Origin of the sequence: Caballeronia sp. GAWG1-1 (genome assembly GCF_023631465.1) — a bacterium.
Classification (GTDB): domain Bacteria; phylum Pseudomonadota; class Gammaproteobacteria; order Burkholderiales; family Burkholderiaceae; genus Caballeronia.
This window is the reverse complement of the sequence record NZ_JALQDB010000006.1, coordinates 14,476-30,925: the sequence shown is the minus strand read 5'-3', so window position 1 is coordinate 30,925 and position 16,450 is coordinate 14,476. Positions and strand designations below refer to the sequence as shown.

Here is a 16,450-nt window from a genome sequence, read left to right as displayed (position 1 = left end):
TCGTGAAAGCACCATGACGGGCACGTGGCGTGCTTTTGTGGTCGGAATCGAACACTATTGGCAAGCTGCATGCCTCAACGTCTCGTGGACACCTCTTCCGACCTGATCGTCGCGCGGCCCGAAGGGCTGTTTTGCCCGCCGGGCGGCTTCTATATCGACCCGTGGCGACCGGTCGAACGCGCCGTGATCACACACGCGCATGCGGACCACGCACGCTTCGGACATGCGCGCTATCTCACCGCCGAAGCGGGACTGGGCGTGTTGCAGTCGCGCCTTCCGGGAATCGACGTTCAAGGTCTGCCTTATGGCGAGAGCATCGACGTGAATGGCGTGACGGTCTCGCTGCATCCCGCCGGACATGTGCTCGGCTCGGCGCAAGTGCGCGTGGAGCACGGCGGCCGCGTGTGGGTCGCATCCGGCGACTACAAGGTCGAGCCCGATCCGACTTGCGCGCCCTTCGAGCCCGTGCGCTGCGATACCTTCATCACGGAATCGACCTTCGGCTTGCCGATCTATCGATGGGAACCGTCCAAGGCCGTGTTCGATGGCGTCGATGCATGGTGGCGGCATAACGCCGCCGAAGGCCGCGCTTCCGTGCTCTTCTGCTATTCGTTCGGCAAGGCGCAGCATGTGCTCGCGGGCATCGACAGGAGTATCGGGCCGATCTTCTGTCATGGCGCGGTCGAGCCGCTGAATCGCGCCTATCGCGATGCGGGTGTCAACCTGCCGCCGACGCGCCTCGTCAGTGAAATCGCCGCGCGCGACAAGGCCGAGTTCAAGGGCGCGCTGATCGTCGCGCCACCATCCGCGCAAGGCAGCACGTGGATGCGCCGCTTCGGCGATTACAGCGATGCCTTCGCGTCCGGCTGGATGCGTCTGCGCGGCACGCGGCGGCGCAAGGGCGTGGACCGCGGCTTCGTGTTGTCCGACCATGCGGACTGGCCGGGCCTGCAACTCGCGATAGGCGCGACGGGCGCGGAACGCGTGATCGTCACGCACGGACAGATCGAGCCGATGGTGCGCTGGCTCACCGAGCAAGGTCTCGAAGCAGGCGCGTTCACGACCGAATACGGCGACGACGCCATCGAAGCCGATGCCGCCGATGCGCCCGCCGAAGTCTCTGCGCCAGCCGCGACCGACGCGTCAGCCGAGACCGCGCCGCAATGAAACGCTTCGCGACGCTCTATACGGCGCTCGACGCCACCACATCGACGAACGAAAAGCTCGAAGCGCTGATCGCCTACTTCTCGGGCGCCGCGGCCGAAGACGCGGCGTGGGCGTCGTACTTCCTTGCAGGCGGCAAGCCGCGCCAGTCGGTGCCGACGCGCCTTTTGACCGAACTCGCCCGCGAACGCGCGGGTCTGCCGGATTGGCTCTTCGAGGAGTCGTATCAGGCCGTCGGCGATCTCGCGGAGACGATTGCGCACGTGCTCCCGCCCGCCTCGCGCGAATCGGAACTCGGGCTTGCTCAATGGATCGAGGAGCGCGTGCTGACCTTGCGTGGCGTGTCGCCGGCGGAGTTGCGCGAGCGGCTGCTCGGTTACTGGGACGAACTCAACTGGGGCGAGCGCTTCCTGCTCACCAAGCTGATCGGCGGCGGTTTTCGTGTGGGCGTCGCGCGGCAACTCGTCGTGCGCGCGCTCGCGCAAGTGGCGGGCGTCGATCACAAGCGCATCGCGCAACGCATGGTCGGCTGGACCGATTCGCGCCAAAGCCCGAGCGCGGCGCGTTATCTTCGGCTGATCGCGCCGACAGCCGAAGGCGATGACGTCGATACCCCGCACGAAAGCGATATCGGCTTGCCGTTTCCCTTCTTTCTCGCGCATCCGTTGCAGATCGATCCGGCGACGCTCGGCGCGCCATCGGACTGGATCGCCGAATGGAAGTGGGACGGCATTCGCGCGCAGATCGTCAAGCGCGCGGGCCGCGTGTGGATCTGGTCGCGCGGCGAGGATCTCGTCACGGAGCGCTTTCCGGAGCTTGCCGCGCTCGGCGCCGCACTGCCCGACGGCACCGTGATCGACGGCGAGATTCTCGCGTGGGAACCGGGCGCGGACGCACCGCTGCCGTTCGCGCGTCTGCAGCCGCGCATCACGCGCAAGTCGCTGACGAAGAAAGTGCTCGCCGATTCTCCCGCCGCGATGCTCGCCTACGATCTGCTCGAAGCCGATGGCCGCGACCTGCGCACCGAGCCTTTGGAAACGCGTCGTGCGAAGCTGGATGCGCTGGCGGCATCGCTCGCGGTGGATGTCTTGCGCGTGTCGCCGCTCGTGGTGGCGCCGGATTGGGAGACGCTCGCCGGCTTGCGCGACGAAAGCCGCGCGCGCGGTGTCGAAGGGCTCATGCTGAAAGAGCGCATGTCGATGTATGGCGTCGGCCGCACCAAGGCGTCGGGAACCTGGTGGAAGTGGAAGATCGATCCCTACGCCATCGACGCCGTCTTGCTCTACGCCCAGCGCGGCCACGGCCGGCGCGCGAGCCTCTACACGGATTTCACCTTCGCGGTCTGGGACGAAGCGGACGGCGTGCGCACGCTGGTGCCGTTCGCCAAGGCCTATTCCGGCTTGACCGACGAGGAAATGCGCAAGGTCGATGCAATCGTACGCAAGACGACCATCGAAAAATTCGGTCCGGTGCGCAGCGTCACGCCGACGCTCGTGTTCGAGATCGGCTTCGAGGGCATTCAGGCGAGTCCACGCCACAAATCGGGCATCGCGGTGCGCTTTCCGCGCATGCTGCGCTGGCGGACCGACAAGACTATCGAGGACGCCGATACGCTCGACATGCTCAAGGGGTTTTTGAACGAGGCGGTGGCATGAGAAGCTCGCGCGGAGCATCGGCATGAGTGAACTCGACGATGCGGACGGTATCGACACGCCCGACACGTCGGCGCGATCCAGGCGCCGTGCGCCGCGTCCGCGTCGCGTGCCGCGCACGCAGGCGGCGCAGGCCAAGCTCGATGCCGCCGCCGAGCTATTCAAACCCGCGCCGTTTGAATACGACGCGCAGGAAGCCGCGAAGCCGATGGACGAACGCATCACGCGCTGGTTCGATTCGCGCGGCTGGCAGCCGTTCGAGTTTCAGCGGGAAGTCTGGCGTGAGATCGAACGAGGCGCGAGCGGCTTATTGCATGCGACCACGGGCGCGGGCAAAACATGGGCCGTGTGGCTCGGTGCGCTTGCGGCGTACGCGGGACCGCCGAAGCCCAAAGCGGGCGCGAAGCGTAAAGGCAAGACCGCCGGCAATTCCCGGCTCGACGAGAAAGGCCGCGCGCTTGCCGTTGCGGACCCTGAGGACAGCGCGCAATCCACCGCAAAGACCGCCGACCGCATTGCCACCATCACTGACAAAACGCCTCTCCCCGCGCCGCTCACCGTGCTATGGATCACGCCGATGCGCGCCCTCGCCGCCGATTCCGCCCGCGCCTTGCAAACGGCGGTGACGGCGCTCTCGGCGCCGTGGACCGTCGGCTTGCGCACGGGCGATACGTCATCCACGGAACGCTCGCGTCAGAACCGCCGCATGCCTTCCGCGCTCGTCACCACGCCGGAAAGCCTCACGCTCATGCTCACGCGCGCCAACGCGCGCGAAGAACTCGCGCATGTGCGGCTCGTCGTGGTCGACGAATGGCATGAACTGCTCGGCAACAAACGCGGTACGCAGACGCAACTCGCGTTCGCCCGCCTCGCGCGCTGGCGTCCCGAGGTGCAAATCTGGGGTCTCTCCGCCACGCTCGGCAATCTCGCGCTCGCGCACGACGCGCTGCTGCATCCCGTGCGCACGCCACGCGTCATCGTGCGCGGCGCGCAGCCGAAAACGCTCGTCGTCGACACGCTGATTCCCGAGACCATCGAGCGCTTTCCGTGGGGCGGCCATCTCGGCGTGCGCCAGGTCGGACCCGTCGCCGATGAAATCGAGCACGCACAAAGTTCGCTCGTCTTCACCAATACCCGCTCGCAATCCGAGATCTGGTATCGCGCGCTTCTGGAGTTGAAGCCGGAGTGGGCCGGGCTCATCGCGCTGCATCACGGTTCGCTCGACAAGGAAGTGCGCGACTGGGTCGAACTCGGTCTGAAGAACGGGCAGCTGAAAGCGGTCGTATGCACGTCGAGTCTCGATCTCGGCGTCGATTTTCTGCCGGTGGATCGCGTGTTTCAGATCGGCTCGCCCAAAGGCGTCGCGCGTCTCATGCAGCGCGCCGGACGTTCGGGACACGCGCCGGGGCGTGTGTCGCGCGTGACCATCGTGCCGACGCATGCGCTCGAACTCGTGGAGGCGGCCGCGGCGCGCTGGGCCATCGGCGAGCGGCGTATCGAAGGACGAGACATGCCGCTCAAGCCGCTCGATGTCCTCGTGCAGCATCTCGTGACCGTGGCGATAGGCGGCGGCTTCACGCCCGCCGACATGTTCGACGAAGTACGCACGGCGTATGCGTATCGCGATCTCACGCAGGCCGAATTCGACTGGGCGCTCGCCTTCGTCGAACGCGGCGGCACTTCGCTTTCGGCGTATCCGGACTATCACCGCGTCGTTCATGGCGACGACGGCGTGTATCGCGTGCCGCGCGAGGACCTCGTGCGCAGGCATCGGAATAATGTCGGGACCATCGTCGCCAATGCGACCATCAGCGTGGCCTACATGACGGGCGGACGGATCGGCGCGATGGAAGAATCGTTCATCTCGCGCCTGAAACCGGGCGATGTCTTCACCTTCGGCGGCCGCGCGCTCGAACTCGTGCGCGTGCGCGACATGACCGCCTACGTGAAACGCGCGACCTCCTCGCGCGGCGCGATGCCGCAATGGGCCGGCAGCAAGATGCCGCTCTCGTCCGAACTCTCCGAGGCCGCGCTCGTCATGCTCGCGCGCGCCAACGACGGCATCTACGACGAACCCGAAATGCGCGCCGTGCAACCGCTGCTCGACTTGCAGGCGAAATGGTCCGCACTGCCGGGACCGGGCGTGCTGGTCGTCGAAAGCGTGCGGTCGCGCGAAGGACATCATTTCTTTTGTTATCCATTCGCCGGGCGCATGGCGCACATCGGCCTGGGCTCGCTCATCGGCTGGCGCGTCGCGCGCGATCAGCCCAGCACGTTTTCCATTTCGATGAACGATTACGGCTTCGAACTGCTGTCGGCGCGGCCGTTCGACTGGGAGACGCTCATCGAGGAAGGGCTTTTCTCGGCGGAAAATCTCGAGCACGACATTCTCGCGAGCCTCAATGCCTCGGAATTGTCGGCGCGGCGCTTCCGGGAAATTGCGCGCGTGTCGGGGCTGATTTATCAAGGGCATCCGGGGCAGCAGAAAAGCGCGCGGCAATTGCAGGCGTCGAGCGGGCTTTTCTACGAAGTGTTCCGCAAGCACGACAGCGGCAATCTGCTGCTCACGCAAGCCGATCAGGAAGTCATGTTGCAGGAACTCGAACTCGGCCGCATCCGCGCCGCGCTGCAACGCATGAGCGAAAGCCGTCTCGCGCTCACGCATCCGAAGAAGCCGACGCCCTTTGCGTTTCCGCTGATCATCGCGCGTCTCCGCGAAAAGGTGAGTACCGAAAAGCTGTCGGACCGCGTGGAGCGTATGCTTGCCGATCTGGAAAAAGCAGCGCAAGCATAGGATGCAAATGGCAATTGAAGCACTGACGGTCGATGTGAGCGGTCACGCGCTCCTGCTTTCGGCGGAGCGCGCGGCCTTCGATCCCATTCTGATGACGCTTTTCATCGCCGACGCCCACTTCGGCAAGGACGCCGTGTTTCGCGCGCGCGGCATTCCAGTGCCAGTCGGCACGACGGCGGAAAGCCTGATGCGGCTCGATACGCTCGTCGCCACGCATAAACCTGAAGCGATCGTGTTTCTCGGCGATCTGCTCCATGCGCGCGAGTCGCATGCCGATGAAACGCTCACGGCGCTACATGCGTGGCGCATGCGGCATCGGCAAATGCGGCTCGTGCTGGTCGAAGGCAATCACGACAAGCACGCGGGCGCGCTGCCCGAAGCGTTCGGCGTGGAACTCGTGAAGGAACCGTATCGGCTGGGACCGTGGGCGCTTTGTCATCATCCGCAGACCGTGGACGATGCCTACGCGCTCGCCGGACATGAACACCCTGTGTACCGGCTCGCGACGCGTGCCGACAGCGTGCGGCTGCCGTGCTTTCGCTTCGGCCAACGCTCGGGCGTGCTGCCCGCGTTCGGCGCGTTCACTGGCGGTTTCGAGGTCAACGGCGACGTGCGCGGCGAAGCGGTTTATGTCGTGGCGGGCGAACGCGTCTTCAACGTGCGCAACTGAGTCAGTGATACGTCGACGTCGACGATTGCAGCTTGATCAATGTCCCGCGCTGATAGCCGTACCAGCCGGACGACGTCTGCATGACGACTTCCTCGCCTTGCCAGAACACGCGTTTGACGACGAGCCTCTTGCCGATGCGCTGCACGAGCGGCGGCTTGTGACGAAAGTCGTAAAGCACGGGACCGACGTCGGTCTGCACGAGCGAGCGCGTGAGCGTGTCGGATGCGCCCGTCTGGTCGAAATGCACGACGCGCTTGGCGTCGAAGCGGTCGAAGGTATCGGTGCCGAGCACGGCGGCGAAGCCCGATTCGTCGCGCAGAAAATTGAGCGCGCCCGCCGACGTGGCAATGGGTCCGGTGGCGCTGCTTTGCGCCTGCGCGTGAACCGAGACGAGCAGCGCGGCAGCAAAGGCGGCGCCGAAAAAACTTTTGAGTTGGGACATGTCAATCAGTGGATGCTGCGTTTTTCCAACACTCGCCCAGAACTTCGCTCGCGCAAGCAATGGCGTCCTGTCAGAACATTACTAGAAACATCTGACGTCAACTAGCGGCCGCGCGGGTAAAACTCCGTCGACGAGGCGGCATTCGTCAAAATATCCGTTCGCGGGAGTGCATTGTCCGGGCCGAGCAGACTAAGGGTTTCCACCAGCATCAAAAATGACCTTTCGGTAGAATCCGAGCCTTCACTCGCCGACATTCGCGCCGCTCATTCCGACGACGCGCGCCGCGCGACACACCGCACTCGCACCCTCCGCCATGCCTCTGCCCCTTCTCGCTCTCGCCATCGCCGCGTTCGGCATCGGCACGACAGAATTCGTCATCATGGGCCTGCTGCCCAACGTCGCGCGCGATCTCGCGGTATCGATTCCGGCGGCAGGCATGCTCGTTTCGGGCTATGCGCTCGGCGTGACCATCGGCGCGCCGATTCTTGCCGTCGTCACGGCGAAGATGCCACGCAAGAAGGCGCTCATGGGGCTGATCGGCGTGTTTATCGTCGGCAATACGCTTTGCGCGCTCGCGCCGAATTACTGGGTGCTGATGGGCGCGCGTATCGTCACCGCGTTCTGTCATGGCGCTTTCTTTGGCATCGGCTCGGTGGTCGCCGCCGATCTGGTCGCGCCGAACCGCCGCGCGCAGGCCATCGCGCTGATGTTCACCGGCCTCACGCTTGCCAACGTGCTCGGCGTGCCGCTCGGCACCGCGCTCGGCCAAGCGGCCGGCTGGCGCGCGACCTTCTGGGTCGTGACCTTGATCGGCCTCGCCGCGGCGGGCGCGCTCGCGGTTTGCCTGCCGAAGCACATCGAGATGCGCGAGACCAGCATCCTGCGCGAATTCGACGTGCTCAAGAACCCGCAGGTGCTGATGGTGCTCGGCATCAGCGTGCTGGCTTCGGCGAGCCTGTTCTCGGTCTTTACCTACATCACGCCGATTCTCGAGGATGTCACCGGCTTCACGCCGCACGCCGTGACTTACGTGCTGCTGTTGTTCGGCCTCGGCCTCACGGTCGGCAGCACGCTTGGCGGCAAGCTCGCCGACTGGAAGCTGTTGCGCTCGCTGCTGACGTTTCTCCTGTCGATCGTCGTGATCCTCACGATTTTCGCGGGCACCATGCACGAACCGGTCTCGGCGATGATCACCATCTTCCTGTGGGGCGTGCTCGCGTTCGCGATCGTGCCGCCGCTGCAGATCCTGATCGTGAATCGCGCGAGCGATGCACCCAATCTCGCCTCCACGCTCAACCAGGGCGCGTTCAATCTGGGCAACGCCACGGGCGCGTGGCTGGGCGGCTGCGTCATCAGCGCAGGCGCGCCGCTGACTTCGCTGCCGTGGGTCGGCGTGCTGATGGCGTGCTGCGCCTTTGCGCTCACGCTGCTTTCCGCGACGCTCGACAAGCGTGCGCGGCGCGTTGCGTTCGGGCAGGCCGCTTGAGGCTGCTGCAGATCCTCTCGGGTTCTCGGCGAAGCGAGCGGCACGGCGGTATATGAAGGGCATTCTTTCTCGCGACTTTCTCGCGCTCATACTGAGTGTCGCGGTGGTCGGCCTCGGGCTAGGCGCAACCATTCCGCTCACCGCGCTTGCACTCACGCAAGCCGGGTTCGGCACGGGCATCGTCGGCCTGATGACGGCGATGCAGGCAGGCGGCGGACTGGCCGTCGCGCCTTTCGCAAGCCGCGTTGCGAGTCGGCTGGGCGCACGCGGGACGATTGTCGGGGCGGTGGTCGTCGCAGCGTTCGCGACCATCGCGATGCAGTTCACCGTGAATCTGTGGCTATGGGCCGTGCTGCGCTTTCTATGCGGCGCGGCGCTGATGCTGCTATTCACCATCGGCGAAGCATGGGTCACGCAGCTCGCCGACGACTCCACGCGCGGGCGCGTCGTCGCCATTTACGCGACCAACTTCACTCTGTTTCAGATGACGGGGCCGGTGCTCGTCAGCGCCATCGGCGGCTGGACTTCGGCGCGCTTCGCCGTCTGCGGCGCGATCTTTCTGCTGGCGCTGCCCGCGCTCGCCTCGATTCGCGGCACGCCGCACACGCTTGCATCGCACGACGAACACGCTACCGCTGGCGACTGGCGGCATGTGTTGCCGCGCATGCCCGCGCTCGTGATCGGCACGGGTTTCTTCGCGCTCTTCGACACGCTCGCGCTTTCGCTGATGCCGCTCTTCGCAATCTCGCACGGCGTTGGCGCGGACGTGGGCGTGCTGTTCGCCTCCGCCATCCTGTTCGGCGATACCTTGATGCAGTTTCCCATCGGCTGGCTGGCGGACCGTATCGGGCGCACGAAGGTGCATGTCGGCGCGGGCGTGGTGGTCACGCTGCTGCTGCCGCTGCTGCCGTGGGCGGTCGAGTATCCGTGGTTGTGCTGGCCGCTCCTGTTCGTGACCGGCGCGGCCGCGGGCAGCGTCTATACGCTGTCTATCGTTGCGTGCGGCGAGCGCTTTCGCGGCACGGCGCTGGTGTCGGCGACGGCGATCGTCGGCGCTTCGTGGAGCGTGGCGAGTTTCGGCGGGCCGATCATCGCGGGGACATTGATGGATCGCGTGAGTCCGGATGCGCTGATTGGCGTGCTGGTGGTCGCGGCGGCGGCGTTTCTGGGCGCGGCGGCTTGGGAGAAGCGCGCTTCGACAGATGACGCTGATTGCGTTTCCTGAACGTCCAACGCGCCGTCTTTCTGTCGGCGTCGGCTGCGAGCGCGCCACCGGATGCGTCGCCCTAGCAGGCATGGCGCACACGCCGTTACGCGCGGGCCTTCGTTGCACATCTGGATCGTGCCGACCGAAGGCCACGCGGCGGCGTGGCGCGACATCATGCGCCGGCGCCGGCTTCGCTTGAGGAATCAAGTCTCCATCACATCAAGCCGTCTGCGCCGCCCCACTTCGCTCCCGCCGCACGAAAGCCAGCACGCCAACCAGCAACGCCGAGCAAAACACCGGCAACGCCGCCGCATGAAACAGCGACGCATTGCTCCATCCGAGCGCGATCATCTGTCCGCCGACGAGCGGCCCGATCACCGACCCCACGCGTCCGATGCCCAGACTCCAGCCGATGCCCGTGGACCGCAGCGAGGTCGGATAAAAATGCCCCGCGAGCGCATTCACCGCAGGCTGTCCACCGACGATGCAGAACCCGCCCGCAAACACCGCGACGAATAGCCAGAACTGCACGTGCGCCACGCCGCCGATCATCCCCACGCTCACCGCGCCCACGAGAAAGCAGGCCAGCAACACACGCACGAAGCCGAATCGTTCGATGAACCAGCCAAGCATGAGCGTGCCCACCACGCCGCCCGTCTGCAACAGCGTGCCGACCAGCACGGCCATGCCCGGCGAGTATCCCGCATCGCGCATCACGGTCGGCAGCCAGTTCGACAGGAAGTACAGATCGATGAGATTCATGAAGCTGATCGCCCACAAGATCAGCGTGACCGGCCCGCGGCCCGCGCGGAACAGTTCGGCGACCGGCGCGCCCGAACTCGCTTTTTCGCGGACGACGAGCCGCGTCGAGGCATCGATGGCAAGCGACGGATCGAACTTCGCGAGCCAGTCGCGGGCGCGCGCCTCGCGGCCCTTCAACACGAGAAATTGCAGCGATTCAGGCAGCGCGATGACCATCCAAACCGCGAGCAACAAAGGCACCAGGCCGCCGACCCAGAACACCGAACGCCAGCCGAAAGCAGGGATCAGCGCCGCGCTCACGAAGCCGCCCAGCGCTGCGCCGAGCGTGAAGCCGCACGAGACGAGCATCATCCGCTTGACGCGATGCTCGGCCGTCGAAAACTCGCCGACGAGCGCCATTGCGTTCGGCATGATGCAGCCGAGGCCAAGACCCGTCACGAAACGCAAGGCCGTGAGCACCGGCAAGCTGTCGGTGAACGCGGTTGCGATCATCGAGAACGCGAAGAAAAACGTCGAGCCGATCAACACCGGCCTGCGCCCGATGCGATCCGCCAGCACCGACAAGCCGAGCGCGCCAAGCAGCATGCCGAAAAGACTCGCGCTGAAAACCGGCCCGAGCGCCGCCTTCGACACGTGCCAGTCCGCGATGACGGCCGGCGCGACGTAACCCATCGCTTGCGCGTCGAAGCCATCGATCACGAGGCATAGTCCGCACAACACGAGCAGCATCGCCTGGAAGCCGGGACGGTGCGCGTGGCCAAGCGCGCTCTCCACATCGACCGCATTCGCCATGTTCAATCCTTGAAATTATTGCGCGCCGCGAGGATGCGCCCCGCGCACTCGCCGAAACCAATGCGATAACCCTCGCCCTGACACCATCCGCGCAAGGTGACTTCATCGCCGTCCTGAAGGAACGCGCGCTCGCCGCCTTCGACAAGGCTCAACGGCCGTTGTCCGTTCCACGTGCTTTCGAGCAAACTGCCGCACGATTGCGGCGTCGCGCCACTGATGGTGCCGGAGCCCATGAGATCGCCCACGCGCGTATTGCAGCCCGATGCCGTGTGATGCGTAAGCTGCTGCGCCATCGACCAGTACATCAGCCTGAAATTGGTGCGCGAGATGGTCGTGGCGCGGCTCGCACCCTCCGGCCTCAGCGTCACTTCCAGGTCGATGTCGAACGCGTGCTCGCCCTCATGCCGCAGATACGCGAGCGGTTGCGGCTCCTGCACGGGCGTCGCGGTGCGGAAGGGTTCGAGCGCGTCGAGCGTGACGATCCACGGCGAAATGGTGGTCGCGAACCCTTTCGCGTTGAACGGTCCGAGCGGCACGTATTCCCATTGCTGGATGTCGCGAGCGCTCCAGTCGTTGAGCAGCACCATGCCGAAGATATGCGACTCCGCATCCGCGCAGGCAATCGGTTCGCCGAGCGCATTGCCGCGCCCGATGATGAAACCCGTCTCCAGCTCGATATCCAGCTTGCGGCATGCGCCGAACACCGGCCGCTCTTCGTTGGGCGCTTTCAACTGGCCGTTCGGGCGGCGCACCGGCGTGCCGCTCACCACCACCGACGACGCGCGTCCGTTATAGCCGATCGGCATCTCGGACCAGTTCGGCAGCAGCGCATTCTTCGGATCGCGGAACATCGAGCCGACGTTGGTCGCGTGTTCCTTCGAGGAATAGAAGTCCGTGTAGCCGGGAATCTCGACGGGCAGATGGAGCGTTGCATCGGCGCGCGGAACGAGCGTGCGGCGGCGCAACGCGGAATCGTCGCGCAGCGTGGATGCGCCCTCTTGCAGCAGGCCGCTGAGCGCGCTGCGCACCGCGCGCCACGTATCGCGTCCGAGCGCGATGAAGTCGTTCAGACGCGGCGCGTTGAAGGTGCCGTGACCATCGACGAGACGCGCTTCTTCGAGCGCCGCCAGGTCCGCGATCCAGTCGCCGATAGCCACACCCGCGCGCGGCCGCGGATTCACCGGGTCGCTGAAGATGCCAAACGGCAGGTTCTGGATCGGAAAGTCGCTCGCCGGATCGTTGGCGGAGTCGAGCCAGCTTCTGAGTTGCGGCGCACGCGTCGCGTGAAGCGCGTCGTTCATCGTTGCTCCGGGTTGAAGTGTTTCGTGAGCCCTTGCCAGCACTCGTAGTAATGCGCCTGCAATTGCGCGGTTTCGAGCGCGAACTGCGTCGGCTTGATGAGCGTGCGCGTCTCGAACATGAAGGCGAGTGTGTCGCCGACCTTCGCGGGCTTCGAGGTATCGCTTCTCGATGCCTTTTCGAAGGTATCCGCGTCCGGCCCGTGTCCCGACATGCAGTTGTGCAGACTCGCGCCGCCCGGCAAGAAGCCCTCGGCCTTCGCGTCGTAGACACCATGCACGAGGCCCATGAATTCGCTCGCCACATTGCGATGGAACCAGGGCGGCCGGAACGTGTCCTCGGCGGCGAGCCAGCGCGGCGGAAAAATCACGAAGTCGATGCTATCGACGCCCGGCGTATCGCTCGGCGATTGCAGCACGAGAAAGATGGACGGATCGGGATGATCGAAGCTGATCGAACCGATGGCGTTGAAGTGGCGCAGGTCGTATTTGTACGGCGCGTAATTGCCGTGCCATGCGACCACGTCGAGCGGCGAATGGCCGATATCCGCGCGCCACAGCACGCCGTTCATCTTGGCGATGAGTTCGAACGCGCCTTCGCGGTCCTCATAAGCCGCGTGCGGCGTGAGGAAATCACGCGGATTGGCGAGCCCGTTCGAACCGATAGGCCCGAGATCGGGCAGCTGCAGCAACGCGCCGAAGTTCTCGCAGATATAGCCGCGCGCTTCGCCATCCGGCAGCGCCACGGCAAAGCGCACGCCGCGCGGAATCACCGCGATCTCGAACGGCGCGATATCGAGCTTGCCGAGTTCAGTCCAGATCGCGAGCCGCCCTGCTTGCGGCACGATCAGCAATTCGCCGTCCGCGCTGTAGAAGAAGCGCTCGTGCATCGAACGGTTCGCCGCGTACAAATGAATTGCGCAGCCGCTCATGGATTCGGCGGCGCCGTTGCCGGCCATCGTCACCCAGCCGTCGACGAAATCGGTCGGCGCGGCGGGCATCGGCAGCGGGTCCCAACGCAACTGGTTCGGCGGCGTGGGCGGCACATCGGCGAAATTGGCGACGAGCCGCGCGCGCGAGGCATCGCCAGTCAGTTGCACGAACGGCCGATGCACTGCCGCCGGCCGGATGCGGTACAGCCACGAGCGCCGGTTATGCGCGCGCGGCGCGGTAAAAGCCGTGCCGGAAAGCTGCTCCGCATAAAGACCGTAGGCCGCGCGCTGCGGCGAGTTGCGGCCGATGGGTAGCGCGCCCGGCAACGCTTCGGTCGCGAAGTCGTTGTCGAAACCCGACTGATAGTGCGCGCTGGCGTCGGTATGCGTGTCGAACGTCGGCATGGTCGTGATCCTCGATGAGTGCCATCGCGTGGTATTTACGAACGGTAAAACCAATTACGTTTAGTGAAATTTGTCGTAAACCCTGAGCGTGGCTTATCCCACCCGCATATGAATATGTGAATTTGGCGCAAGCCACGGCGCCTTGCGCTGGTACCATCGACGGAATTCGTCCCACATTGGAAGCCTTAACGCCGAACGCGCCATGATCACCCCGTCCGTGACAGAACTCGTCAACCGCGCCAAGGCGCATCCGTTTCTCGGCGCGCATATCGTGCTGGGCGAAGGCGAGCACGCGGGACAAGCGGTCGCGAACTATGGCGAGTTGCGTATTGCAAGCGCGTATGAGCCGATCTTCGATGTCGGCACGCATAGCTTTCCGCAGGTGTTGAGCGCGTCGCCCGAGAGCGCCGAGCGTTTCGGCGACGAACTCGGCGTGCAGGCGCAGACGCTGATCGAAGGCGATACTCCGCACGATCCCTTTGGCCAACTGGACAACGACCGCGAACTCGTCGCGCTCGACCGGTTATCGCGCGCGCTGCATGCGTTCAATTTCTTCGGCGCGCAAAAGCCCGGTCTGCTGTTTTTGCGCGTGCATGAGCGGTTATTGAAGAGCGTGAAGTACGACCACGGTCTGCACTTCTCGTCGGTGTTGCTGGAGTTCGGCGTGAATCCCGGACGCATCGTGATCGAATTGCCGGCGGCGGCCGTCGCGCACAAGACGTTTCTCGGCTACCTCATCAAAAGCTATCAGCGCTACGGTTTCAAGGTAGCGGGCAATCTGCCCAATGCCGGGCAGATCATGGCGGTATCGGACATGGCGCGGCTCGACTTCATCAAGATGGATGCGCGCGCCGCCTTGCGCGATTCCGTGGTCAAGCATCTGGTGGCGTATGCGCATAGGCTGCGCATTCCGCTCATCTTCAGCAATGTCGCCGATGCCGCGCAGTTCAATGCGCTCGAACAATACGACGTGCACTTCGTGCAAGGGCCGGTGTTCGACGCGCATCCCGGAGAATTGCGTTAGCTGTCGCTGCGCAGGCGATGCATCAGCGGCTTCAGCGCCGGATACAGATCGAGATAGACGCCGAAGCGGTCTCCATAAACGCGTTGCCGTGCTTCGTCCGGCTCTGCGCGATCCACGAGCGTGACCCAGCCGCCTTCCGCCGTTTCGCGTGAAATGAGATTGGCACCGAGCGCCGCGAGCAAGGCCGCGCCCATCGCCGCTTCGACTTCCTGTTCGATGGATTGCACGGGATAACCCGTTACATCCGCGATGATCCGCATCCACAGGTCAGAATGCGCCGCGCCGCCGACCACGATCAGCTTGTCATCCAGCGACTGCGCGCCGCGCCGCCCTGCTTCCATGTTGTGCTTCAACGCAAACGCGACGCCTTCGAGCACCGCGCGATAGAGCGTCGCGCGCGTGTGAAAGAGATTCAAGCCCACGAACGTGCCGCTCGCGTGGGCATCCCAGACGGGGCTGCGCTCGCCCATCAGATAAGGCAGGAACACGACGCCGTCCGAACCCGCCGCGACCTTGGCCGCCGCATCTTCGAGCAGCCGATGCGGATCGCCATCAGGTATTTGCTTGGCCGCCGCGATCTCGGCCTGACAGAACTGATCGCGATACCACGCGACGCATGCGCCCGCCGTGCTGGCGCCACCGAACACATAGAGATCGCGCTTGCCGTTGTAGACGTGCGGCATGGAGACGAGACCGTGTTGCGCATCGACGCTCTGGTTGATGTAGCCCCAGCACATGCTCGTGCCGATCATCGCGACATGGTGACCCGCGCGCGTCACGCCCGCCGCGAAAGTGGCGACGGCCGCATCGACGCCGCCCGCGACGATCGGCGTGCCCGCCGCAAGCCCGAGCTTGTCCGCCCACTGCGGCAACAGCCCGCCCACGATCTCCGACGACTCGACGAGCCGCGCGGGCATCATCGACACGGGAATGCCGAGCATGTCGAGCGCTTCTTCCGACCACGCGCGGCGGCCGATGTCGTACACGCCGCCGATATTGCCCGCCGAGCTGTGATCGATCGCGAGTTCGCCCGTGAGGCGCTGGATGATGAACGCGTTCGGCGGCAGGAAATAGCGCGTCTTCTTCCAGACTTCCGGCTGCTGCTCGCGCATCCACAGAATTTTCGTGAAGCCGTAGTAGCTGTCGACGCCGTTGCCGGTGATCGCCTCGATGCGCGCCATATCCACGTTCTGCCGCACCCATTCGACTTGCGCGGTCGCGCGGCGATCCATCCAGATGAGGCACGGGTAAAGCGCTTCCATGTCGTCGTCGACGGGAATGCCCGAGCCGCCGTAGAGACTGCTCACGCAGACCGACTTGATCTGATCGGCCGCGACGCCCTTCGCGCGCGCTTTCGCGACGCAGCCGCTCAAGGCTTCGGTCACGGCATCGAACCAGACGGACGGCCATTGTTCCGCCCAGAGCGGCTTCGGTGTATCCGGATGATAGGCGCTCGAATGTTGCGCGACGATTGCGCCAGTCGTATCGACCAGGAGCGCCTTCGTGCTCTGCGTGCCGATGTCTATGCCGATCACGTAATCCATGCTTTGTCTCCGACTCGTATCTTTCTGTGTGGTTTGCCGCGTCATTGCCTATGGTTGATGCAGACCTTCGTTCAACGCCGGCCATGCTGACTATCCGGGTTATTCCCGATTCGTCCTGTAACGGCGCGCTGGGCTACGTCCGGCGCTTCAGCGCCGCTGCCGCGCGCGGCCGCATGCGGCACCGCGCCTTGACTTTCGCGATGCCCAATACGATCATTCGATCAACCAAAGAGCAAATGCTCACCACGGCTGCGTAAATTGTGAGCGCAAGGCGTCGC

13 protein-coding genes are annotated in these 16,450 nt (G+C 64.9%); 8 read left to right on the top strand and 5 right to left on the bottom strand.

The window, feature by feature from the left end; translation table 11 throughout:
• Window positions 1-69: 69 nt before the first annotated feature.
• Genes NCT03_RS02785 through pdeM form a run of 4 tightly spaced genes read left to right on the top strand, consistent with a single transcriptional unit; the run spans window position 70 to window position 6,280 of the window.
• The gene (locus tag NCT03_RS02785; protein ID WP_250491881.1) at window positions 70-1,167 is read left to right on the top strand and encodes a ligase-associated DNA damage response exonuclease; all 1,098 of its coding nucleotides are present in this window, start codon (window positions 70-72) and stop codon (window positions 1,165-1,167) included.
• A complete protein-coding gene (locus NCT03_RS02780; protein WP_250491880.1) occupies window positions 1,164-2,819 on the top strand; it encodes an ATP-dependent DNA ligase in 1,656 nt (551 codons plus the stop codon). The genes NCT03_RS02785 and NCT03_RS02780 overlap by 4 nt, the downstream gene beginning before the upstream one ends.
• Before the next feature lie 22 nt (window positions 2,820-2,841).
• Window positions 2,842-5,610, top strand: coding sequence for a ligase-associated DNA damage response DEXH box helicase (locus NCT03_RS02775; RefSeq protein WP_250491879.1), 2,769 nt, complete (start codon window positions 2,842-2,844; stop codon window positions 5,608-5,610).
• Between the two features lie 7 nt (window positions 5,611-5,617).
• Window positions 5,618-6,280 (top strand): ligase-associated DNA damage response endonuclease PdeM, encoded by a 663-nt coding sequence (gene pdeM, locus NCT03_RS02770; RefSeq protein WP_250491878.1) that lies wholly within the window; start codon window positions 5,618-5,620, stop codon window positions 6,278-6,280.
• A gap of 1 nt (window position 6,281) precedes the next feature.
• Here pdeM and NCT03_RS02765 read toward each other — a convergent pair whose 3' ends face one another.
• Window positions 6,282-6,722: a hypothetical protein gene (locus NCT03_RS02765; protein ID WP_250491877.1), complete on the bottom strand. Its 441-nt coding sequence runs from the start codon at window positions 6,720-6,722 to the stop codon at window positions 6,282-6,284.
• Window positions 6,723-7,035: 313 nt separating this feature from the next.
• On the opposite strand from NCT03_RS02765, the gene NCT03_RS02760 reads away from it, so the two are divergent.
• Both NCT03_RS02760 and NCT03_RS02755 read left to right on the top strand, forming a co-directional pair.
• The gene (locus NCT03_RS02760) at window positions 7,036-8,208 is read left to right on the top strand and encodes an MFS transporter (protein WP_244827189.1); all 1,173 of its coding nucleotides are present in this window, start codon (window positions 7,036-7,038) and stop codon (window positions 8,206-8,208) included.
• A gap of 52 nt (window positions 8,209-8,260) precedes the next feature.
• Window positions 8,261-9,433 (top strand): MFS transporter, encoded by a 1,173-nt coding sequence (locus NCT03_RS02755; RefSeq protein ID WP_250491876.1) that lies wholly within the window; start codon window positions 8,261-8,263, stop codon window positions 9,431-9,433.
• 201 nt (window positions 9,434-9,634) lie between these two features.
• Here NCT03_RS02755 and NCT03_RS02750 read toward each other — a convergent pair whose 3' ends face one another.
• Genes NCT03_RS02750 through hmgA form a run of 3 tightly spaced genes read right to left on the bottom strand, consistent with a single transcriptional unit; the run spans window position 9,635 to window position 13,604 of the window.
• A complete protein-coding gene (locus NCT03_RS02750; protein ID WP_250491875.1) occupies window positions 9,635-10,969 on the bottom strand; it encodes an MFS transporter in 1,335 nt (444 codons plus the stop codon).
• A 2-nt stretch (window positions 10,970-10,971) separates the two neighbouring features.
• Window positions 10,972-12,270 (bottom strand): fumarylacetoacetase, encoded by a 1,299-nt coding sequence (gene fahA / locus NCT03_RS02745; RefSeq protein ID WP_250491874.1) that lies wholly within the window; start codon window positions 12,268-12,270, stop codon window positions 10,972-10,974.
• The gene (hmgA, locus tag NCT03_RS02740; RefSeq protein ID WP_250491873.1) at window positions 12,267-13,604 is read right to left on the bottom strand and encodes a homogentisate 1,2-dioxygenase; all 1,338 of its coding nucleotides are present in this window, start codon (window positions 13,602-13,604) and stop codon (window positions 12,267-12,269) included. The genes fahA and hmgA overlap by 4 nt, the downstream gene beginning before the upstream one ends.
• Window positions 13,605-13,806: 202 nt before the next feature.
• Between hmgA and NCT03_RS02735 the strand changes: the two genes are divergently transcribed.
• Complete coding sequence (locus tag NCT03_RS02735; protein WP_244827185.1) at window positions 13,807-14,628, top strand: EAL domain-containing protein; 822 nt, start codon at window positions 13,807-13,809, stop codon at window positions 14,626-14,628.
• On the opposite strand, the gene NCT03_RS02730 is transcribed toward NCT03_RS02735, so the two are convergent.
• A complete protein-coding gene (locus NCT03_RS02730) occupies window positions 14,625-16,172 on the bottom strand; it encodes an FGGY-family carbohydrate kinase (protein ID WP_250491872.1) in 1,548 nt (515 codons plus the stop codon). The two genes, NCT03_RS02735 and NCT03_RS02730, sit on opposite strands and share 4 nt — an antisense overlap.
• A gap of 50 nt (window positions 16,173-16,222) precedes the next feature.
• Between NCT03_RS02730 and NCT03_RS02725 the strand changes: the two genes are divergently transcribed.
• Entirely contained in the window at window positions 16,223-16,429 is a 207-nt protein-coding gene (locus tag NCT03_RS02725) for a hypothetical protein (RefSeq protein WP_244827183.1), read from the top strand.
• Window positions 16,430-16,450: the final 21 nt, after the last annotated feature.